This window comes from Henriciella aquimarina (genome assembly GCF_002088975.1).
GTDB classification, from domain to species: Bacteria; Pseudomonadota; Alphaproteobacteria; order Caulobacterales; family Hyphomonadaceae; genus Henriciella; species Henriciella aquimarina.
On record NZ_NCST01000116.1, the window covers coordinates 218578 to 239812 of the forward strand.

At 64.8% G+C, this 21235-nt stretch carries 22 protein-coding genes; 13 read left to right on the plus strand and 9 right to left on the minus strand.

The window, feature by feature from the left end:
• Positions 1 to 4: 4 nt before the first annotated feature.
• The 3 genes from gpmA to B8784_RS18640 form a co-directional block, all read right to left on the minus strand.
• Positions 5 to 721 (minus strand): 2,3-diphosphoglycerate-dependent phosphoglycerate mutase, encoded by a 717-nt coding sequence (gene gpmA / locus B8784_RS18630; protein ID WP_084399441.1) that lies wholly within the window; start codon positions 719 to 721, stop codon positions 5 to 7.
• A 154-nt stretch (positions 722 to 875) separates the two neighbouring features.
• Entirely contained in the window at positions 876 to 1376 is a 501-nt protein-coding gene (locus B8784_RS18635; protein WP_084399443.1) for a hypothetical protein, read from the minus strand.
• A gap of 96 nt (positions 1377 to 1472) precedes the next feature.
• Positions 1473 to 2612 (minus strand): AGE family epimerase/isomerase, encoded by a 1140-nt coding sequence (locus B8784_RS18640; RefSeq protein WP_158085746.1) that lies wholly within the window; start codon positions 2610 to 2612, stop codon positions 1473 to 1475.
• Between the two features lie 117 nt (positions 2613 to 2729).
• On the opposite strand from B8784_RS18640, the gene B8784_RS21430 reads away from it, so the two are divergent.
• The 8 genes from B8784_RS21430 (at position 2730) to B8784_RS18680 (ending at position 10312) form a co-directional block, all read left to right on the plus strand.
• Positions 2730 to 3341 carry a hypothetical protein gene (locus B8784_RS21430; RefSeq protein WP_158085747.1) on the plus strand — a complete coding sequence of 204 codons (612 nt, stop codon included), beginning with the start codon at positions 2730 to 2732 and terminating at the stop codon, positions 3339 to 3341.
• On the plus strand, positions 3338 to 4297 hold the full coding sequence (locus B8784_RS18650) for a KpsF/GutQ family sugar-phosphate isomerase (RefSeq protein WP_084399450.1): 960 nt from the start codon (positions 3338 to 3340) through the stop codon (positions 4295 to 4297). The genes B8784_RS21430 and B8784_RS18650 overlap by 4 nt, the downstream gene beginning before the upstream one ends.
• On the plus strand, positions 4297 to 4932 hold the full coding sequence (locus B8784_RS18655; RefSeq protein ID WP_084399452.1) for a peptidase associated/transthyretin-like domain-containing protein: 636 nt from the start codon (positions 4297 to 4299) through the stop codon (positions 4930 to 4932). Before B8784_RS18650 ends, B8784_RS18655 begins: the two co-directional genes overlap by 1 nt.
• Before the next feature lie 89 nt (positions 4933 to 5021).
• The gene (locus B8784_RS18660; protein ID WP_084399453.1) at positions 5022 to 6242 is read left to right on the plus strand and encodes a murein hydrolase activator EnvC family protein; all 1221 of its coding nucleotides are present in this window, start codon (positions 5022 to 5024) and stop codon (positions 6240 to 6242) included.
• A 21-nt stretch (positions 6243 to 6263) separates the two neighbouring features.
• Positions 6264 to 7589 carry a S41 family peptidase gene (locus B8784_RS18665; RefSeq protein ID WP_233356236.1) on the plus strand — a complete coding sequence of 442 codons (1326 nt, stop codon included), beginning with the start codon at positions 6264 to 6266 and terminating at the stop codon, positions 7587 to 7589.
• Positions 7590 to 7674: 85 nt separating this feature from the next.
• The gene (locus tag B8784_RS18670; protein ID WP_084399457.1) at positions 7675 to 8991 is read left to right on the plus strand and encodes a divergent polysaccharide deacetylase family protein; all 1317 of its coding nucleotides are present in this window, start codon (positions 7675 to 7677) and stop codon (positions 8989 to 8991) included.
• 17 nt (positions 8992 to 9008) lie between these two features.
• Positions 9009 to 9500: an RNA pyrophosphohydrolase gene (locus B8784_RS18675; protein ID WP_233356237.1), complete on the plus strand. Its 492-nt coding sequence runs from the start codon at positions 9009 to 9011 to the stop codon at positions 9498 to 9500.
• Positions 9501 to 9541: 41 nt separating this feature from the next.
• Entirely contained in the window at positions 9542 to 10312 is a 771-nt protein-coding gene (locus B8784_RS18680; protein WP_084399461.1) for an alpha/beta hydrolase, read from the plus strand.
• A gap of 3 nt (positions 10313 to 10315) precedes the next feature.
• On the opposite strand, the gene B8784_RS18685 is transcribed toward B8784_RS18680, so the two are convergent.
• Both B8784_RS18685 and B8784_RS18690 read right to left on the minus strand, forming a co-directional pair.
• On the minus strand, positions 10316 to 10849 hold the full coding sequence (locus tag B8784_RS18685; protein WP_233356238.1) for a phosphoribosyltransferase: 534 nt from the start codon (positions 10847 to 10849) through the stop codon (positions 10316 to 10318).
• Positions 10846 to 11559, minus strand: a complete 714-nt coding sequence (locus B8784_RS18690) for an MJ0042-type zinc finger domain-containing protein (protein WP_084399464.1) — start codon at positions 11557 to 11559, stop codon at positions 10846 to 10848. The genes B8784_RS18685 and B8784_RS18690 overlap by 4 nt, the downstream gene beginning before the upstream one ends.
• Positions 11560 to 11625: 66 nt before the next feature.
• Between B8784_RS18690 and ftsE the strand changes: the two genes are divergently transcribed.
• From ftsE to B8784_RS18715, 5 genes are all read left to right on the plus strand, one after another.
• Positions 11626 to 12339, plus strand: coding sequence for a cell division ATP-binding protein FtsE (ftsE, locus tag B8784_RS18695; protein ID WP_084399466.1), 714 nt, complete (start codon positions 11626 to 11628; stop codon positions 12337 to 12339).
• Positions 12339 to 13208 carry a cell division protein FtsX gene (locus B8784_RS18700; RefSeq protein ID WP_084399468.1) on the plus strand — a complete coding sequence of 290 codons (870 nt, stop codon included), beginning with the start codon at positions 12339 to 12341 and terminating at the stop codon, positions 13206 to 13208. Before ftsE ends, B8784_RS18700 begins: the two co-directional genes overlap by 1 nt.
• A complete protein-coding gene (locus B8784_RS18705; RefSeq protein WP_084399470.1) occupies positions 13205 to 13957 on the plus strand; it encodes a lysophospholipid acyltransferase family protein in 753 nt (250 codons plus the stop codon). Before B8784_RS18700 ends, B8784_RS18705 begins: the two co-directional genes overlap by 4 nt.
• Entirely contained in the window at positions 13954 to 14604 is a 651-nt protein-coding gene (locus B8784_RS18710) for a DNA-3-methyladenine glycosylase family protein (protein WP_084399472.1), read from the plus strand. Before B8784_RS18705 ends, B8784_RS18710 begins: the two co-directional genes overlap by 4 nt.
• A 174-nt stretch (positions 14605 to 14778) precedes the next feature.
• Entirely contained in the window at positions 14779 to 15342 is a 564-nt protein-coding gene (locus B8784_RS18715; protein ID WP_084399473.1) for an HNH endonuclease, read from the plus strand.
• 59 nt (positions 15343 to 15401) lie between these two features.
• On the opposite strand, the gene B8784_RS18720 is transcribed toward B8784_RS18715, so the two are convergent.
• The 4 genes from B8784_RS18720 to B8784_RS18735 all read right to left on the minus strand — a co-directional run bounded on the left by B8784_RS18720 (position 15402) and on the right by B8784_RS18735 (position 21157).
• Positions 15402 to 15752, minus strand: coding sequence for a hypothetical protein (locus B8784_RS18720; protein WP_084399474.1), 351 nt, complete (start codon positions 15750 to 15752; stop codon positions 15402 to 15404).
• A 147-nt stretch (positions 15753 to 15899) separates the two neighbouring features.
• Positions 15900 to 16340 (minus strand): hypothetical protein, encoded by a 441-nt coding sequence (locus tag B8784_RS18725; protein ID WP_084399475.1) that lies wholly within the window; start codon positions 16338 to 16340, stop codon positions 15900 to 15902.
• 215 nt (positions 16341 to 16555) lie between these two features.
• Positions 16556 to 18118 carry a 2-oxoglutarate dehydrogenase complex dihydrolipoyllysine-residue succinyltransferase gene (odhB, locus tag B8784_RS18730; RefSeq protein ID WP_084399478.1) on the minus strand — a complete coding sequence of 521 codons (1563 nt, stop codon included), beginning with the start codon at positions 18116 to 18118 and terminating at the stop codon, positions 16556 to 16558.
• Positions 18119 to 18148: 30 nt separating this feature from the next.
• A complete protein-coding gene (locus tag B8784_RS18735) occupies positions 18149 to 21157 on the minus strand; it encodes a 2-oxoglutarate dehydrogenase E1 component (protein ID WP_084399480.1) in 3009 nt (1002 codons plus the stop codon).
• Positions 21158 to 21235 lie beyond the last annotated feature (78 nt).

Genomic DNA, 21235 nt, shown 5'->3' on the forward strand with positions numbered 1-21235 from the left:
CGCGTCAGCCCGGGATGGCGGGAAGATCTGTCGCGCGCGAGCCGTCGAGATAGCGCGCCGAAACCGGGCGCAGCTCTGCATTCAGCTCGATCAGCAGCGGATTGCCGGTCGGGATCTCGACGCCGGTGATCTTGTCGTCCGGCACATCGAAGAGGTGCTTCACCAGCGCGCGCAGCGAATTGCCATGCGCGCCGATCACCGTATCGGTGCCGCCTTTCAGCACCGGTGCGATCGACTCGTGCCAGAAGGGCAGGACGCGCTCGAGGGTCAGCTTCAGGCTTTCGGTCTGCGGGACGTCGATGCCGTCATAGCGCGGGTCTTTCGACAAATCGAATTCGCTGCCCGGCTCGAGCGGCGGCGGCGGCGTGTCATAGGAGCGGCGCCAGATATGGACCTGGTCCTTGCCGTGCTTTTCGGCGGTCTCTTTCTTGTCGAGACCGGTCAGCCCGCCATAGTGGCGTTCGTTCAGCCGCCAGTGCTTCTCGACCGGGATCCAGACACGGTCGAGTTCGCGCAGGACAGACCACAGCGTACGGATGGCGCGAGTCTGGACACTGGAGAAAGCCTGGCGCGGATCGAAGCTCTCATCACGCAACAGCTCCCCGGCATGCTTGGCCTCGGCTTCGCCATTCGCGGTGAGATCGGCGTCCCACCAGCCGGTGAAGCGGTTTTCAAGGTTCCATTGGCTCTGGCCATGGCGGATCAGGGCAAGCGTTGGCATGGGGTATCCTGTGTCAAAAGCTGCAAGTGGCTCGGCCTTTAGAGCATGATCATGCCAAATCCAAGCGAGGCGCCGCGATGCGCAGCAAGAAACGTGCGCCTTGGAGCCCTCTGGCGCATCGCACAGCGCTTTTGCCTACCCCGTCGGCCGGAGATCAGGCTGCGCTCGCCTCGACAAGCTGGCGGTACAGGCTCTCATGCGCCCCCGAGGATCCGTCAGCCGATCCCGACAATCCTGCCGCACTGTCATGCCGGGTCAGGAAATCGAGAAGATGCTCCATCGTTTCCGTCGGGTCGCCAGACCGCCGGGACATATCGATGCTCGTCTGGACCGACTGGATCAGGTCCACCGGCTTGTGGGGATTGAAATCGCCGCCGAAGGTCTCGCTCAGATGGGCCTGGAACTCTGCGCCCCGCGTCTGGAGCATCATCAGATCCTTGGTGACGGGATAGTCGGCCTTCACCAGGTCGTCGGCCAGCTGGTCAATCTCGGCCGGCGTGATGTTATGGAGGTCATACTTGCCCATCACCTGCGCATATGCGGCGTCTGAAGGCGGCTTTGTCTCGTCACCGTTCGCGGCCTTTGCGGCCTCGGCGCCCGGCTTTGTGTGTGGGGAAATCAAGCTGCTGAGGCCTGAATAGGCGGAGATGGACATGCAAGCCTCCTGGCTTTGGTTAACTCACCGCCAGAGTGGCCATCGGTCCTTAAGAAATCGTAGCGAAATATACGGTTTGCGGCCGACGCCCCGCCGCTAGACGCCCGCCACCCGCATCAGCTCGTCGAAGGCCAGCACGACGTGATAGCCGGTCGAGGCCGGCATGGTCTCGGTCGCGACCTGCCCCTCGGCGTCGAAGTGGTCGATCCAGCCGCCCTCCGGGGTCAGATACTCGTCCATCAGGACATCGAAACACTGCACGGCCCGGTGGTCGATGGCCGCATCGTCCGGGTTCAGCTCCAGCATGGCGAGATGGCCTTTCAATCCCTCCGTTTGCATCCAGCTGCGCCGGGAATGGTCGGTTACGGTGCCGTCGCGGCGCGCCGCAGTGAAGACCCGGCCTTCCTCGTCAATTGTGCGGCAGGCGAAATCGTAGAGGTATGGCATCGCCGGGTGCAGCGCCTCACCCGCCAGGCTCGCATGGCGCTGCAGCAGCCAGACCCATTCGAACTGGTGGCCGGGCTCGATGATCTCGTGACGGTCGCCGGTCTCGGGCGACCAGTCCGGCTTGAAATACTCGCCCAGCGTCCTGGTTTCCGGGTCCAGCATCTTGTCGGTGAAGAGCGCCACGATGGCTTTGGCCCGGTCCAGATGACCGCCGTCCGGATCGGCCTTGTGCAGCGCATGGCAGGCTTCCAGCAGGTGCATGTGCGGGTTCTGCAGCCGGTGCTCGCCCTGCGGCAGGCTCTCGGCATAGCCGCCATGGGTCTTGTCGGGGAGCATCGTATCGACCGATTTCAGGATGCTTTCGGCCACCGACAGCGCCTGGTCGGAGCCCGACATCGACGCTTCGGCCAGCGCGAACAGGCCGAAGGCGGTGTCGTAGAGATCGGCCACGGCGTCGCTGAGCCCCAGCCCGTCCGTGGCGAGCCGCCGGCCGAGAATGCCATCGGCCCGGCGCGCCGGGCCTTTCAATGTGGTCACGCCCATCTTGATCAGGCGTTCGGCGCGTTCCGGCTCCCAGCCAAGATCGCGCGCCAGGCAGAAGAGATAGGTCTGGCGAGCCTGCACGCGCACACGCACCGACTCGGTCTCAACCGGCCTGTGGGTCAGGTCGAGGACTTCACGGAAGAGGCCATGCGCCCCGATGCCCTCGCGGCTCCAGAGCGGGAAACAGGCGTCCAGCATCCAGCTGCGGGCCTCGCGTGCACGGCGTTTGAGGGCGGATGAAGTCATGGTGAAGGTCCGGTGGCATTTGGGCTCGCCTATTGGTGCCGCCATTGCTATCAAGCCGTCAACATGATTTCCACTCACGCTTCCGGCCTTCAAGCTACTGGAAAAAATCGCCTCCCAATGTCCGACAAGGTCTTCTTCGCAGCTGCTGCCCTCGTGGCCATGGTCATGGTCGCCCTGGGCCTGCTGCCGGGCGTCAACACCCTGCCGACCGGCCCGGTCAGCGGCGGCGGCACCGATTACAAGACGATCGAGGTCTCCGGCGACCAGCTGAACCGGATGGTCGCCGGCGGCGAAGCCGATATCGAACTGGTCAAGATGGACGGGCGCACCCTCCTGCAGGTTGGCGCAAAAATCGGCACCCTGAAGGAAGACCCCCTGCTCGGCCCGCATTTCGTTCTCGCCCAGGATCTTGAAGTCGCCTTTGCCGGCCGGACGGTCCAGGTCACGATCAATGCCCGCGCGGCTGAAAAGTACGGGGCCGAACAGATGCGCGTAAACTACTGGGTCGGCGCCGGCGAAGGCTCCGGCTGGGAGACCTTCCCGATGACCCGCCAGTTCCGTGACATCTCGTTTACCTACGACATCCCCGACCGCGACCCGGGCGCCGCGCCGGGCTATGACTATCTCGCCATCCGCCCGGTCGTGCCGGAAAAGGAACGGGCGATCCTCATTTCCTCGATCACGATCGAACCGGTGAGCGGGGGATCAGGCACAGGGAGCACGAAGTGACAGCCGAGACCATTCTCGCCTCCGGCCAGCGCGTCATCCGCACCGAAATCGAGGCGCTCGACCTTCTCGAACAGTCCCTCGGCCCGGCTTTCGTGGCCGCCGTGGAGGCCATTGTCGCCTGCCAGGGCCGCATCATCCTTGCCGGCGTCGGCAAGTCCGGCCATGTCGCGCGCAAGATCTCCGCGACGCTGGCGTCGACCGGCACCCCGTCGCTTTACATCCACCCGACCGAAGCCAGCCATGGCGATCTCGGCATGGTCACCCAGGGCGACATCCTCATCGCACTGTCGCGGTCCGGCGAGACGAAGGAGCTCGACGACCTCGTCACCTATACCCGCCGCTTCGCCATCCCGCTGATCGCGCTGACCGCCGACGAGACCAGCGCGCTTGGGCGCGCGAGCGATATCTGCCTGACCATTCCCGACGCGCCGGAAGCCTGCGCCGAAACCCGCGCTCCGACCACCTCCACCACCCTCACCATGGCGCTCGGCGATGCGTTGGCTGTGGCCGTGCTCGAGCAGCGCGGTTTCACGGGCGACGATTTCAAGATCTTCCATCCCGGCGGCAAGCTCGGCGCCATGCTGCGCACGGTCGGCGACCTGATGCATGCCGGCGCCGAAATGCCGGCCGTCCAGACCGGCACCCAGATGCCGGATGCGCTGGCCGTCATGGCCGACAAGGGCTTTGGGTGCCTCGCCGTCACCGAGCCGCAAGGCAGCCTGATCGGCATCGTTACCGATGGCGATATCCGCCGCCTGGTGGCGCGTGGACGCATGGCCATGGTCATAGACGAGGGCATGACCCGCGATCCGGTCACCATTTCCCCCGCCATGCTCGCCTCCTCGGCGCTGGCCCTGATGAACGAGAAGCGGATCACCCAGCTCATCGTCACCGAGGCCGGCAAGCCGGTCGGCGTGGTCCATATGCATGACTTCCTCAAGGCGGGCGTCGCCTGATGCGGGCGCTGACCGCTGGCGTGCTGGCAAGTGCACTCGCCCTGACGCCGGCATGCGAAGCCCGCCCGAAGACGCTCTTCCCGCACACCCAGGGCACGGTGTTCCTGCTCGAAAGCGGCGCCCCCGTCGAAGGCGCTCGCGTCACCACCAAAACCGGCACGGCCTCCACGGCCACGGACAAGGACGGACGCTTCGAGATCGCCGCCGAGATCGGCAAGGACCGCTCCATCCCGCTGCCGGCCTCCGGGGTCTACCGCGACTCCGCCCTGCTCGCAGCCCACCATGAGGGCCATCATGCCTTCGCCCCGGTCGACTTCATCAGCATCTCTGAAGAGGCCGAATCCGAAACCTGGCTTTTCCTGCTGCCGGCGGACGCCCCTTATTCGACAGAAGGCCTGCCCGCCGACTGCGCGCTGCCCGAACCGGCCGTCTATGGGCTCCAGCTGCTGGCAGCAGGTGACACGGCCAGTTTGCAGACCGTGCTGGCGGCCAATCCCGATTTCGCCTTTGCCTTCAATCGCTGGCTCGACCGCACACTGGTGCGCCAGCTGCCGCAGACCTGCGAGATCGCGACCCAGCAGTTGCTGGACTGGATGGACACGATCGAGACGCTGACGGCCCCGGCCTCGGACTGAGCCAGCGCCCCGTGCGCCGGTTCATGAGCTGCATTTTGCGGCGCGGCGGTTAATTTTGCGGTCATCCCCGCTATGGCAGTATTTCCGGGATGTCTCTTTGTGCGCGCCTTTTCCTCGTTTCGCTTGCCGGCCTGCTGGTCGCGGCCACGCCGCGCGAGTTCACCCGTGAGGAGCTGCGCACCCTTGAGGCTGAACGCGACGCCGCCCTGCGCCAGCTGAACGCGATCGAGAAGGCGGAAAATTCCAGCATCCGCGATGTCGCCAACCTCGAATCCGAGCTGATTGCCGCGGCCATGGAAAGCCGCCGCCGCGAGGAGCAGGCCGCCGCCTCCGAACTGAAACTGATCGATCTGTCGACCCGGCTAGAGTCGGCCCGCGAGGAACTTGTCCTCAGCAATACCAGCCTCGAAGACATCATGGCGAGCCTGGCGATTTCCGGGCGCCATCATCCGCCCGCCCTCATCGCCTCGCCGGGCGAAGCCAATGATGCCATCCGCGCCGCCATCGTGATGAGCGCGACCGCCCCGGTACTCGACGAACGCACCGATGCGCTGGCAGAGGAGATTGCCCGGCTGAAACTGCTGGACTCCCAGATCCGCCGGGAGAAGGCGCGCCTTGAAACCACCGAGGCCCGCCTCGCACTCAAGAAGGCCGAAATCGAACAGCTGGTCGCCACCAAGCGCGCCCAATTCGAAAACGTCAGCGGCCAGGCCGACCAGCTGCGCGCCCGGGTCGACAAGATCGGCGCCGAGGCCAAGACCCTGCGTGACCTGCTCGTCGCGCTGGAAAGCTCTGCGCCCGGCGCCCCCGGCATGAAGCCCGACCGCCAGATCCAGCTGGCCGCCAACACGTCGGGCACAACCGTGACCGACGCCCCGAAAGCCGCTTATTCCACCGCCGCGGCCAATCTCAAGCCGCTGGGCGCGGAATCGCTGGGGGGCCTGATGCGGCCGGTCAGCGGGCTGGTCTCAAAGAGCTGGGGCGAGAGCCTGCCGGGCGGGGAGTCCTCGAAAGGCGTCTATATCCAGCCTCGCAAGGAGGCAGATGTGATCGCGCCTGCCGACGGAAAGATCGAATATGCGGGAATGTTCCGCAGCTACGGTCAACTCTTGATCATTTCAACAAGTGATGGCTACCATATCCTTCTGAGCGGGATGGCCCGTATTTACGGGACCCCCGGCCAGACGGTGAAGGCCGGCGAACCTGTCGGACGCATGCCGAACCGTGAAATTCCGCCTCCGGAACTCTATCTAGAAGTCAGGAAGGCGGGGACCCCGATGAATCCGGCGCGCTGGATGAAGGGCAGCTAGGCGAGTAAGGGAGTACAGGACATGCGTGCAATGCTCACAGGTGCAGCCATCGGGGCCGTCATGGGCGGCTTGGCCGTCGGCGTTTCAGCATTCGCATGGCCCGAAGCCAGCCCCGCCGATGCCCGCACAGAGACCTATCGCCAGCTCGACCTGTTTGCCGAAGTCCTGGCGCGCGCCCGCGCCGACTATGTTACCGATTTCGACGAAGCCGAGGCGATTGAAGCCGCCATTAACGGCATGCTCGGCTCGCTCGATCCACACTCCTCCTACCTCTCGCCGGAAGATTTCGAGGCCATGCAGGTGCAGACCTCGGGCGAATATGGAGGCCTCGGCATCGAGGTCACCATGGAAGAAGGCTTCGTGAAGGTCGTCACGCCGATGGACGACACCCCGGCCAGCCGCGCCGGCCTGGAGAGCGGTGACTTGCTGACCGCCATCAACGGCAACCCGATTGTCGGGCTGAACATCGACGACGCCGTGAAGGACATGCGCGGCCCGCCCGGCACCGAAATCATCGTCACCGTTCTGCGCGAAGGCCAGGAAGCCTTCGACGTGACGCTCAAGCGCGAAGTCATTCGCCCGGACTCGGTCGACTGGGAAGTCAAGGCGGACGACATCGCCTATTTCCGGATTTCCACCTTCAATGAGCGCACCACCGAACTGCTCGAGAAAGCCATCGCCGAGGCCAGCCGCCAGATCGACGGGCGCCCGGCCGGCATCGTTCTCGACCTGCGCAACAATGGCGGGGGCCTGCTCGAACAGGCGATCTCCGTCAGTGACAAGTTCCTCTCCGGTGGCGAGGTCGTCTCCACGATCGGGCGCCGGCCGAGCGACATCGCCCGCTATAACGCCCGCAATGGCGAGGTGTTCAAGAGCATCCCGATGGTCGTGCTGATCAATAACGGCTCGGCCTCGGCCTCCGAAATCGTCGCCGGTGCCCTGCAGGACCGCAGCCGCGCCACCATTCTCGGCACGACGAGCTTCGGCAAGGGCTCGGTCCAGACCGTCATCCCGCTCGGGGCCGACCGTGGCGCCATCCGGCTGACCACGTCGCGCTACTACACCCCGTCAGGCCGCTCCATCCAGGCCACCGGCATCGAGCCGGACCTCGAAATCGTGCAGTCGCGCGTGACCGAGGACCAGCTGGAGAAGATCCGGCGCTATTCCGAAGCCGACCTGCCGCATGCGCTGACCAATGAGGAAGGCGCCGAGCGCCGCATGCCGCACATGCCGGACGAACAGCCGCCGGAAGATTATGACGGGGACGACTATCAGCTCGACCGCGCCATCGAGATCATTCATGGCGGCCAGCTGACAGCGGCCGGTCAAAATCCAAACGCGGGTTAACACTTATTTGCGTCTTCTTAACCAATCGCGTGCAATCTGAAGGTTCGAAGTCAGATTACCCGGTTGCGTTTGGAAAGGCGTCTTGATGAGTGAACGTGTGGCAAGAGAACCATCGCCCGTCAGAAGCGGTGTCGTTCACACAGCCCTCAGTCTCGCTGTCTTTACAGGTGTGGCTGCCCTTGCCGGCACCGTCATCCACCTGTTCGGCGATGCCAGCGCGGCGAGCCCCGCCCGCCAGATTGCCCTGTTTGCCCCCAATGACGGCCAGCAGCCCCACCTGAAAACCCGCTTCGCCTCCACCGATGGCAACGTCCGCACGGTCGTGGGCGCGGGCGAACGCCAGACCGCCTATGCCGGGCAGGATGAGACCACGGCCGAAAACGCCTCCAGCCCGTCGCTCGGTGTCGATTACGACAAGGATGGCACGGCCAGGGTCGTGAAGGCGTCCGCCTCGGCCGGCGATGCCGACATGGTGCGCATCAATGGCGTCTCGGTCAAAGCCGGGCGCTCCTGGCAGGAGACGCGGGAGCTGAAATCGCTCGCCCGCGCGCCGATCACCACCGTTAGCGAGCGCACCTCGCTCGGCTATCTGCCGAAAATTTCCGACGATGGCCGCACCCCGGCCGGCACCTATGCGCGCCCCTTCGCCAATCCGGAAAACCGCCCGACCGTCTCGATCGTGGTCGGCGGCCTCGGCATCAACTGGCGCCACACCAAGTCGGCCATCGAAGAGCTGCCGCCGGAAATCACTCTCTCCTTCGCGCCGACCACCGGCAACCTGCAGAACTGGATCGACCAGGCCCGCGCCGCCGGTCACGAAGTGCTGATCGAGCTGCCGATGGAGCCTTATGATTTCGGGCGCGAGGCGCCGTCCGCCAACACGCTCTACACGTCCAATGACAGCGACGAGATGAACCGGCGGCTCAAGCATTTGCTCTCGCGCGGCACCGGCTATTTCGGCGTCACGAACTATCAGGGCAGCAAGTTCGCCACCGATCCGACGGCCACCGCCGCCTTCGCCGACGCGCTCAAGGCCCGCGGCGTCGCCTTCATCGAGGATGGCACCCTCTCCTCCAGTTCGAGCTTCACCAGGGCCGCCGACAAGACCGGCCTGCGCTTCCGCCAGTCCGACACCGTCATCGACGCCCGCCCGGACGGCAGCGAGATCGAGACCAAGCTTCTGGAACTGGAGACGATCGCACTGGAAGGCGGCCACTCGCTCGGCACCGGCATGGCCTATCCGATCACGATCGACATTCTGAAGGAATGGACCGACAGCCTTGAAGAAAAAGGCATCCTGCTGGCCCCGGCCTCGAGCGTGACCAAAGCCGCCCGCCCGGCGCCCGAAACCGTCGACACAGCTGACATCTCCGATGAAACGGGTGGGCAAGCCGGCGGATAATGTCTAGATACGCTGGGGTGAGTGCAACAACCAGCGATACCAGCCTTTACCGGCCCAATGTCGGCCTCGCCCTGTTTTCGGGCGCGGGCCACGTCTTTCTTGGCCGCCGCATCAATGGCCGCGGCGCCTTCCAGTGGCAGATGCCGCAGGGCGGCGTCGATGAAGGGGAAGACGCGGCCGACGCCGCGCTTCGCGAGCTGGAAGAGGAAGTCGGCCTCTCCGCCAAGCTCGTCGAGGTGATGGAAGAGACCGAGGACTGGCTCACCTACGAATTCCCCGCCGAGATCCGCCGGCGCATGCCCGGGCCTTATATCGGCCAGCGCCAGAAATGGTTCGCCTTGCGCTTCAAGGGCTCCGACAGCGATATCCGCCTCGACAAGCACACGCCTGAATTCGACGCCTGGCGCTGGGCCCACCTGTCGGAAACGCCCGGCCTGATCGTCCCGTTCAAGCGCCCGGTCTATGAAGAGGTGGCCCGGCGGTTTGCCCGCTGGACGAACGAGACCTGAACCGCTTTCATGGGCCCTCGCGCACTGGGAGGGCGTGATCCATGACAAAGACCATTCTGATGATCCACGGTGTCGGCTGCGGCGGCGATGTGTGGGAGACAATGCGGGCGCCGTTCGAGGCCGCCGGCTGGCGCGTCGAGGCGCCGACCCTCTTTCCCGACATGCGCACGGTCGGCCCGCCGCCGGACGGGCTCAAGGATCTGCGCCTGTCGGACTATATCGAGGCAATGGCCGCCGAGGCGCAGAAACTCACCGCCGAAACCGGGGAGAAACCCGTCATCATGGGCCACTCCATGGGCGGGCTGATCACCCAGCACCTTGCCGCCCGGGGCGAAGCCAGCGCCGCCATCTTCCTCACCCCGGCACAGACGCCGGACTGCCAGGTCCAGGACCTGCGGCTGATGATCACCTTCTGGAATATCCTCAAGCATGGCCGCAAGAAGATCCCCGAAGGCAGCTACAAGGTTGGCCGCTTCGGCTTTGGCTGGGGCGTGCTGAACGCCGTGCCGAAGGCGCGCCATGACGAGATCTACAAGGCCGCGCGCCATGATTCCGGAAAGGTCTATGCCGACCTCGGGGAGCCGGCGCCGCTCGACGAAGCCCAGGTCACCATCCCGACGCTGACCATCGGCGCGAAGAAAGACCGCGCCACGCCGGTGAAAGCGGTCCGCAAGGTCGGCGAGAAATATGCCAAGGCGGGGGTGTCGGGCGACTATCTGGAATATCCGAACCACGCCCACTGGATCGTCGACGAACCGGGCACAGACAAGGTTACCGCGGACATCCTCGACTGGCTCGACGGGAAGGGCTGACGCCTAATCCAGCGCGCCGATATAGGGCAGGCCGCGATACTTGCCCGCATCGTCCATGCCATAGCCGACGAGAAACCGCCCCGGCGCATCGAAGGCGTGAAAGTCGACATCGTCGGCGCCCGTCGGCGCCCAGGGCTTGCGCGCCAGCGCCACGGTGATCACCTCGCGCGCACCCTTTGTCATCATGTGGGAGCGGGCAAAGGCGAGCGTCCGGCCCGTATCGAACACATCATCGATGATCAGAACGCCGCGATCCTTCACCGGGCGCACAATGTCGGCGCGCACCAGCACCCGTCCGGAGCTTTCGCGCTCGTCGCGATAGCTTTCCAGCCACAGCGCATCGAGGACCGGGTGAATGCCGCGCCGGGCGAGCGCCTTCAGGAGATCGCTGGTAAACGGCGTCGCCCCGATCAGGATATTGATGGCCGACCATTCGCCGGTCAGGCGCGGCGCCAGCCGGTCGGCCAGCTCCTCGATGCGGGCCATCAGCGTCGCTTCATCCAGGACGGTATCGATCTTGGGGGTGTCTTCGCTCACTCGACCTCTCCGGCAGAGCGTGTCTCTACCGCAGTGTTGGCGTCGGCGACAGACTGTGACTGCGCTTGCACCTCCGATTCGGTGGCAAATTGCAGCTCCAGTTCGAAGGCCTCGAAGGGCGGGTTCTCCACACGGGTCTTGAAGCTGCCCCGGCGCCCGGCCGGGATCTGTTCCGGCGTCACCGGCGCGAAGGATTCCCCGATTGTCTTGCCGGCCTCGTCCAGCAGCAGCACGCGCACATAGGGCGCGCCGCGCTGGCGCCCGGACGTGTTCTCGACATCGCCGGTGATCTCGAGGATCGGCGTCGTCCCGTCGAAATAGCGCTCGGCCTCGGTCTCCAGGAATTCCAGGCCGAAGCGGTTCACTTCCAGGCCCGCCGCCTTGAAGGTCGCCGCCGATTGCGGCCAGACCTGCACCACGCGGTCGCGGAAAATCACACTGCCGGCGATGATCGCGCCGAACACACCGCCAACGACCAGCCAGGCCATGACGGCGGCCGAGCGGCTGGCCCGGCGGCGGCGCTCGCGCACCTTTTCGCGGTAAGCTTCATGCGCCCCGGCAATCGGGCCGCGTGCGCCCTTGACCTCGCCTTCCGGGCCGACAAACCATGAATAGTCGCAGGCCGCGCACTTCACCGTGCGGCCCGATTCACCAATTGTGGAGTCATCGGCGAAATACTGGGTCTCGCAGTTCGGACAGGTGAGGATCATGGCTTGGACAATCGCGCAATTCGCTGTGATAGTCGATTAGAGCCTTGCAGGATTGAAAGGTCGTTAATGAACCGTTTCAGACCGGACACAGCCGACGAACCGGCCGTTGAGCTCAATGGCGTCTCCCTGCGCTATGACACCGCCGATGACGTGTTGAGCGACATCGATTTGCGCCTGAAGCCGGGCACCTTCACCTTCCTGACAGGCGCTTCCGGGGCGGGCAAGTCTTCCCTGCTGAAGCTGCTTTATCTCGCCCATGCGCCCACCCAGGGCGAGGTTCACCTGTTCGGCCTGCGCACCAGCGCCTTGTCACGCAAGCAGCTCTCGGCGCTTCGCCGGCGCATCGGGGTCGTCTTCCAGGATTTCCGCCTGCTGGACCATCTGACCGCCTTCGAGAATGTCTCCCTGCCGCTGCGCGTTTCGGGCCAGAAGCCCGGCACCTATCGCGAGGAAGTTGTGGATCTCCTGCGCTGGGTCGGCCTGGGCGAGCGCATGCACGCCCTGCCGCAATCGCTCTCGGGCGGCGAGCAGCAGCGCCTCTCCATCGCCCGCGCCCTCATCAACAAGCCGGACCTGCTGATCGCCGACGAGCCGACCGGCAATGTCGACCCGGAGATGGGCAAACGCATCTTCCGGCTGTTCGTCGAACTCAACCGACGGCTCGGCACGACCATCATCATCGCCACCCATGACCTCAGCCTGATCCGCGAATTCGACGCGCCCGTCATGCGCCTCCAGCATGGCCTGCTCGTGCGCGATGTGGAACACCAGAGCGCCTGATGTCGAAGCCCACTCCCCTCCTGCCGGAAAGCGATGCCCGGGAAGCCGCCCTCTTCTTCGTTGTGGCTGCCCTCTGCTTTCTCGCCGTTCTGGCCACGCTGACCGCGCGTGGCACCTACACCGCCGCGCATGCCTGGTCGGCCCAGGTCGAGGGCGAGATGACGGTACGCCTGAAGGACACAGACCGGCGGGGCGCGGAAGATGCCGCCTCCATCGTGCGCGGGCTCGATGGCATCCGCTCGTCCAGCGTGCTGAGCCAGGAGGAACTGAACAGGCTGCTCGCACCAAGCTTCGGGCCCGGCGGCATCCCGGCCGGCGTGCCCATGCCCATCCTGATCGCGGTTGAGACCACACAGGACGCGCCGGCCGAGGCCGGGGTCGTCACCGCCGCGCTCACCGACGCCGGCTTTAACGCCACCGCCGAATCGCATGCCGACTATGCCTCCGAGGTGCAGCGCGCGCTTGGCACGCTGCGCATTGCGGCCATCGGCATCGTCGTCCTGCTGACGGCCACCGCCATCGCCGTCATCGCCTTTGCCACCCATGCCGCCCTCTTGGCGCGCCGCGACATTGTCGACGTGCTGCATCTCGCGGGCGCGGAAGACCGCTTCATCGCGAGCCTGTTCGAACGCCGCTTCTGGACGCTCGGCCTGAAAGCGGGCTCGGCCGGATCGCTCGTCGCCCTGGCCGTCACCGCGATGATCGTCTTTTCCGCCCAGAGCGCCGGGACGCAGAGCCAGCTCCTGCCGCAGCTCTCGCTCGACTTCTGGGACCTGGTCATCCTCGCCGTCACCCCGGTCGGCGCCGGGCTCGCCGCACGCTGGGCGGCTGGCGGCACCGTCAATCATTCCCTGAAATCGGTTCTATGAACACGTTGCGTTCCATTCTTTTCGTGATCTGGCTCTATGGCGGGATGGCCGTGATCGGGATTGCCGCCCTGCCGACCATGCTGCTGCCGCGCCGCTTCGCCAGCGCCGCCATCGGGCTCTATGCGCAATATATCCGCCTCGGCCTGTGGCTGCTCTGCGGGGTGCGGGTGAAGCTGCGCGGGCGCGAGCACATTCCCGACGGCCCACTGCTGATCGCCGGCAAGCACCAGGCGATGCTGGACGTCTTCATTCCCTTCATCCTGTTCCGCGATCCGGCCGTCATCATGAAGCGCGAACTGCTCTGGTATCCGGCGCTGGGCTGGTATGCGCTGAAGACGAAGATGATCGCCATCGACCGGGCCGGCACGTCGAAGACGCTGAAAATGATGATCCGGCAGGGCAAGAGCTGCGTCGAGGATGGCCGCCAGATCCTCATCTATCCGGAAGGCACGCGCACAAAGCCCGGCCACCCGGCCGACTACAAGTCCGCCGGGCTGAGCGCGCTCTACAATGCGCTCGAAGTGCCCGTCGTGCCGCTGGCGACGAATTCCGGCCTTTGCTGGCCGGCACGCGGGCTGACCCGCCGGCCCGGCCTTGTCGTCTACGAAGCCCAGCCTCCCATTCCCGCCGGCCTGCCCCGCAAGGAATTCTTCGCAAAGCTGCAGGCGGAGCTGGAAGAAAGCTCCGAACGCCTGCTGGACGAAGGCCTCGCCGCCCAGGGGCGCACACGCGAAGACCTTGCGCCATGAGCGGGCCGGACCCGGACACGCTGCACGAGGCCTGCACCTGGCTCAGCGCGCGTGACACAGCGCTTGCCCGCGCCTTCGAGGGCATCGGCGTGCCACAATGGCGGGTGGGGGCACCCGACTATGCCGTCATCGCCCGCATGATCGCCTTTCAGCAGATCACGACCAAGGCGGCGGCCAGCATCTGGGGGCGTGTCGAGACGGCCCTCGGCGAGGTCTGCACCGATGCCGTGCTCGGCGCCGACGAGGAGACGCTGCGCGCCTGCGGCCTGTCGCGCCCGAAGATCCGCCACCTACGCTCCATCGCAGACGCCATCCACACGGGCGCGCTGGATCTCGCCCGCGTGCATGGGGCCGACATGGAGGCCGCGCGCAAGGAACTGGTCGCGGTGAAGGGCATCGGCCCGTGGACCGCCGATCTCTTCCTGCTCTCCTGCGGCCGGCTCGACGCCTTCCCGCAAGGCGATGTCGGCCTGATGGAATCCTACCGCCTGCTGAGCGAAGCCGAAGCGCGCCACGAGGCAAAGGCGTTCACCGCGCTCGCCGATGCCTGGCGGCCCTATCGCGGTGTCGCCGCCCACCTGCTCTGGGGCTGGATCAATGCCGAACGCGAAAAAGCCTATGCCGCCGACGGGGGCGGGCGCGCCTGAATCCGCAACAGCTATAGGCGAAGGCGGGGGAAATGACTCCAGAGACTAGCCAAAGCCGGAAACTGTCATAAACTCGTTGTCGGGAATCACTAAAGATACCCGCGAATCGATGGAGGTGCGTGTTCACTAACGAGGCACTCAGACCATTGTGCAGGACCGTGGGAGGGCTGAAAGATGCCTGAAGTCCTGACGAGCCCGCCCCAGGGCCGGCCAGCTCTCGTTTTGAATGCGGATTTCCGCCCGCTCTCCTATTATCCGCTGTCACTCTGGTCCTGGCAGGACGTCGTGAAGGCCGTCTTCCTCGACCGCGTCGACATCATCGCGGAATATGACACCATCGTGCGCTCTCCGAGCTTCGAGATGCGCCTGCCATCGGTTATCGCGCTGCGCGAATTCGTGCACCAGGACCGCTCGCCGGCCTTTACCCGCTTCAACGTCTTCCTGCGCGACGGCTTCAAATGCGTCTATTGCGGGCGCCCGGACGACCTGACCTTCGACCATGTCATCCCGCGCTCGAAGGGCGGGCGCACAAGCTGGACCAATATCGCCACGGCCTGTTCGCCCTGCAATCTGAAGAAGGGCGGGCGCATGCCCGACGAGTCCGGCATGATCCCGAACCGCAAGCCTGTCCGCCCGTCCAATTACCAGCTGCAGGAGATCGGCCGGCGCTTCCCGCCAAACTTCCTGCACGAGACCTGGATGGACTATCTCTACTGGGACGTCGAACTCGAGGCATAGAAAAGCCCCGCAACCGGTCTCGACTGCGGGGCCAATCCTGTCAGCTTTGCTGCTGGCGCCTAGTAGCTGGTATCGTCCTCGTCGAGCGTGTCGACATCCTCGACCGCTTCGGGGCCGACTTTCCTGAGCTGCTCCATTTCATATTGCGTCAGCGGCGTGCCGTTCACGGTGGGCTTGTCCTGCGCCTGATCGCGGGCACCGGCCAGATCGTCTTGCTGGCCAGCCTGACCGTCCAGCGCGCCGTAACGCTGGCTGGCATCGCCACGGTCGCTTGCATACGGACCGCCCTGGGCGTTGGTGTTGGCCTGCACCTCGGTGCTGGCTTCGGATTGGGCGCCATAGCCTTGTGCGATGGCCGGGGTGGCCGCAAGCGCCATGGCTGCTGTTGCGGTCATCAGAACCTTTTTCATGGCAAACTCCTCATATCGTCGTCTCTGGCGGTGCAACGGGTGCCCGCGCCCTGATGTTCCAAAGCGCCGGGCCCAGCCCTCCGGACGAGAAAAACCCCGCCAGCCAAACAGGCCCGCGGGGCTTTCTTCCGGATTGACCAGAAAGGTCTAGTCCGGGGTATCGGTTTCGACTTCGACGTCGGTGTCGGTTTCACCTTCGACCGATACGTCGGCATCCGGCGTATCAGGCGTCTTGACGTCCACTTCGACATCGGCGCCGGTATTCAGATCGGAATCAGCGGCCGCATCGGCTTCATTCTCGTAATACTCGCCACCCATACCGGTTTCGGCTTCGGTCTCGACGTCGGTATTGGCTTCCATTTCCGTGTCGGAGGCCCAATCAGATGCTTCGTCGGTTTTCTTCTCGACGTCCGTTTCGACCTTGGTGGTCACGTCAGCACCGGTTTCGGCTGCCGTTTCCGGAATGTCGGTGGTCACTTCGGTGCTCGAGGTCACATCACCGGTCGCTTCGCCATCGACAACCTGGGCAAAAGCCGGCGTTGCGGCAAAGGCCATAGCGGCGGTGGCGGTCAACAGTGCACGTTTCATGGCAGTCTCCTTTTCAGCGTTCTGCTGACCCAACCAACGGGGGGCCTAAGCGGGACGTTCCAAGAAATGCGTTAAATCCCGGACAGGGTCAGGTAGCGCCCTGATTCAGATCAGTTTTTATTTTCCAAGAGAAGAGGCTCAAAAAAGAAAGGCCCCACGGGCAAACCATGGGGCCTCATCCATCTTGTCATGTCCGTCCGCCAGACGGGCGCAATCTAGACTTCCAGCAGCAGACGCTCCGGATCTTCGAGAGCTTCCTTCACGCGCACCAGGAAGGTGACGGCTTCCTTGCCGTCGACGATGCGGTGGTCGTAGGAGAGCGCCAGATACATCATCGGGCGGATCTTCACCTCGCCATTGATGGCGACCGGGCGCTGCTCGATGCGGTGCATGCCGAGCACGCCGGATTGCGGGGGGTTGAGGATCGGCGTCGACATCAGCGAGCCATAGATGCCGCCATTCGTGATGGTGAAGGTGCCACCCTGCATGTCGGCAATCGACAGTGAGCCGTCGCGCGCCTTCTTGCCAAGGTCGCCAATGCCCTTCTCGACTTCGGCAATGGAAAGCTCGTCACAGTCACGCACCACCGGCACGACAAGGCCTTTGTCGGTGCCGACCGCGATGCCCATATCGTAATGGTTCTTGTAAATGATGTCGGTGCCGTCGATCTCGGCATTCACCGCCGGGATTTCCTGCAGCGCACTGACACAGGCCTTCACGAAGAAGCCCATGAAGCCGAGCTTCACGCCATGCTTCTCGAGGAAGGCATCCTTGTAGCGTTTGCGCAGGTCCATCACCGCCGTCATGTCCACATCGTTGAATGTGGTCAGCATGGCGGCCGTGTCCTGGGCCTCTTTCAGGCGCCGGGCGATGGTCTGGCGCAGGCGCGTCATCTTCACGCGCTCTTCGCGCGGGCCGATATCCCGTTGCGGCTTGGCCTGCTGCGGCTGCTGGCTGCCGCCGGACTGGGCGGCCTTGTTCACAAACTCCAGCGCATCGGCCTTGGTGGCGCGGCCTTCGCGGCCCGAACCCGGAATCTCCTGCGGGTTCACACCGGCTTCCGACGAGATGCGACGAACCGACGGAGAGACCGGACGGTCTTCCTGGCCCGAGGCCGAAACACCGGTTTCCGCCGGGGTTTGCGTCGTCGGCGCGCCTTCGGTCACGCGGGCTTCCTTGGCCACACCGGCCCCGCCGCTGGCGCCTTGGCTGATACGGGCGATGACCGTGCCCGGCTCGACCGTGTCGCCGGCGCTGACCAGCCATTCGGCAATCGTGCCATCGGCGCTGGCCGGCACTTCAAGGGCGACCTTGTCGGTCTCGATCTCGGCGATGGTCTCGTCTTTGGAGACGCTGTCGCCGACCTGTTTCAGGAACTCGCCGATCGTGCCTTCGGTGACACTCTCGCCCATGGCCGGCACGGCCACATCGACGAGCTTGCCGCCGCCGGAGCCGCCAGCCGTCGCTTGCTTGGGCGCTTCTTCGGTTTTTGCGGCCTTCTCAGCCTTGGCATCGCCATTGCCGGATTTCGCGCCGGCCCCGCTGCCACTGCCGAGACGGCCCAGCACGGCACCGATCTCGACGGTGTCGCCTTCATTGGCGACGATTTCAGACAGCGTACCATCTGCCGTAGCGGCAACCTCGACTGAAACCTTATCGGTTTCCAGTTCGACCAGAACCTCATCCTTCGAGACCGTGTCCCCGGCCTTCTTCAGCCACTGGCCGACGGTCGCCTCTGTGACGCTTTCGCCGAGCTGCGGCACGATAATGTCAGTCATGTCTAGTCCGTTTCGTTCCTGAAAGTCTGATCAGGCGGAGACGATGCTGTCTTCCACCGGCTGGTCGCCCAGCGCGGCGGCGATCAGTGCGTCCCGCTCCTTGTTGTGTTGTGACAGAAGGCCGGTGGCCGTGGCGGCCGATGGCGGGCGTCCGGCATATTTCGGACGCGGCTGTTCGCAGCCGACCTGGTTGCAGGCCCATTCGATCTCGTCGCGCATGAAAGTCCAGCCGCCCATATTGCGCGGCTCTTCCTGGCACCAGACCATCTCGGCCTGCTTGAAGCGCTTCAGCTCCTGCATAAGCGACTTGCGCGGGACCGGGTAGAACTGCTCGACGCGCAGCAGGTAGATGTCGTCGATTCCCTTCTCCTCGCGCGCCTCGAACAGGTCGTAATAGACCTTGCCGGAGCACAGCACGACGCGGCGGACCTTGTTGTCCTTGGCAAGCTTCACCTTGCCCTCGCGGCCCGGCGTCTCGGCATCGTCCCAGAGCACGCGGTGGAAGGAGGACTTGGTGTTCATCTCGTCCAGCGTCGACACGGCCAGCTTGTGGCGCAGCAGCGACTTCGGCGTCATGATGATCAGCGGCTTGCGGAAATCGCGATGGATCTGGCGGCGCAGGGCGTGGAAATAGTTCGCCGGCGTCGTCAGGTTGACCACCTGCATATTGTCTTCCGCGCACATCTGCAGGAAGCGCTCCAGCCGGGCGGAAGAGTGTTCCGGGCCCTGGCCTTCATAGGCATGCGGCAACAGGCAGACGAGACCACTCATCCGCAGCCACTTGCGCTCGGCGGAAGAAATGAACTGGTCGAAATAGACCTGGGCGCCGTTCGAGAAGTCCCCGAACTGGGCTTCCCAGAGCACGAGCGCGTTCGGATCGGCCAGCGAATAGCCATACTCATAGCCGAGCACGGCCTCTTCGGAGAGCAGCGAATCGATCACCTCGTAAGGCGCCTGGTTCTCACCGAGATTGTTCAGCGGCGTGAAGCGCTTGCCGGTCTTCTGGTCGACGAAGTGGCTGTGGCGCTGCGAGAAGGTGCCGCGCCCGGAATCCTGGCCCGAGAGGCGCACCGGGAAGCCTTCGTCGAGCAGGGTTGCGAAGGCCAGATGCTCGGCGGTCGACCAGTCGAGGCCGGAGCCCGACGTGATCGCCTCGCGGCGCCCGTCGATGACCCGCTTCAGCGTCTTGTGAACGTCGACACCGTCGGGAACCGTGGTGAGCTTCTCGCCGATTTCCTGAAGCTTCTTCTTCGAGACGCCGGTCTTGCCGCGGCGCTCATCATCCTCGGGCAGGCCGAGGCCGGACCATTCGCCGTCCAGCCAGTCGGCCTTCTCGGTCTTCAGGCCCTTGCCCTCCTCGAACGCCTTGTCGAGGAAGTCGCCGAATTCCTTGATCTGGGCCTCGACCTCGTCGGCCGAAACCAGCCCCTCTTCGACCAGGCGCGCGGCATAGATCTCGCGGGTCGACTTGTGGGTCTTGATGTTGGTGTACATGACCGGCTGGGTGAACATCGGTTCGTCACCCTCATTGTGGCCGAAGCGCCGGTAGCAGAACATGTCGATGACGACGTCCTTGCCGAATTTCTGGCGGTACTCGGTTGCCACCTTGGCGCAGTAGGTCACCGCTTCCGGATCATCGCCGTTCACGTGGAAGATCGGCGCCTGCACCATCAGCGCCACATCGGAGGGATAGGGCGAGGAGCGCGAATACATCGGGCTGGTGGTAAAGCCGATCTGGTTGTTGACGATGAAGTGCACCGTGCCACCCGTGCGGTAGCCCGCCAGGCCCGACAGCGCGAAACATTCCGAAACAACCCCCTGGCCGGCAAAGGACGCATCGCCGTGCAGCAGCAGCGGCAGCTTGTGCGAGCGGTCCAGCGTGCCGGTCTCGTCGGCCTCCATGGCCTGCTTGGCGCGCGTCCGGCCGAGCACGACCGGATTCACCGCCTCAAGGTGAGACGGGTTGGCGTTCATGGTCAGGTGGACGTCATTGCCGTCGAAGGAGCGGTCCGAGGAGGCGCCGAGGTGGTATTTCACATCGCCGGAGCCGAAGCCTTCCGCGCCTTGCGTCGAGCCGCCCTGGAATTCGTGGAAGATCTTCTCATACGGCTTGCCCATCACGGCGGCCAGCATGTTCAGGCGCCCGCGGTGGGGCATGCCGACGACGATCTCGTTGACGCCGAGCGCACCGCCGCGCTTGATGATCTGCTCCAGCGCCGGGACAGCGGCTTCACCGCCATCGAGGCCGAAGCGCTTGGTGCCCGGATAACGCCGGTGCAGGAAGCGTTCGAACGTCTCGGCTTCGATCAGCTTGGCGAGGATCGCCTTCTTGCCTTCCGGGGTGAAGGCGACGCCCTTGTCCGGGCCCTCGATGCGCTCCTGCAGCCAGGCTTTCTCTTCCGGCGAGGAGATGTGCTGGAACTCGATCCCGATGGTCGAGCAATAGGTCCGGCGCAGGATCTCGACCATCTCGTTGATGGTCGCATAGTCGAGGCCGAGATAGCCGTCGATGAAGATCGCGCGGTCCATGTCCTCGGGCCCGAAGCCGTAATTGGCCGGATCGAGCTCGGGCTGGTCATTCTTGTCGTCCATGGCCAGCGGGTCGAGCTGGGCGGCCAGGTGGCCGCGCACCCGGTAGGCCCGGATCATCATCAGCGCGCGGATGGAATCCTTGACCGCGACCTCGAGATCGGCCTCTGAGGCAGCCGGCTTTTCGGCTTTCAGCTTGTCCTTGAGCTTCGGCTCGAGCATCGACCAGTTGCCGTCGAAGGCCGCGACCTGATCGGCATCGACGGGGGTCGGCCAGGCTTGGCGCTTCCAGCTGGCCCCGTCGGCATTGCGCTCGGCCGCCTCACCGCCATCGCCCAGCTCGCGGAAGAAATCCCGCCAGCTTTCGGGCACGGAGTTGGGGTTGCGCGCATAAGCGGCCTGCATCTTCTCGATCCAGACCGCGCTGCCGCCATAAAGAAAGGCCGTATCCAGCATCGCGCTGTTCCGCGTGCTGCGATTGCCAGTTACCGGAGATCCGTCATCTGCCATTTTTCACTACCGTCCTGAGACTTGTCCGGACGGCCCGGCGGGGTCTTTAAGGGCCTCGTCTGGCCGCCATCCGGTCTA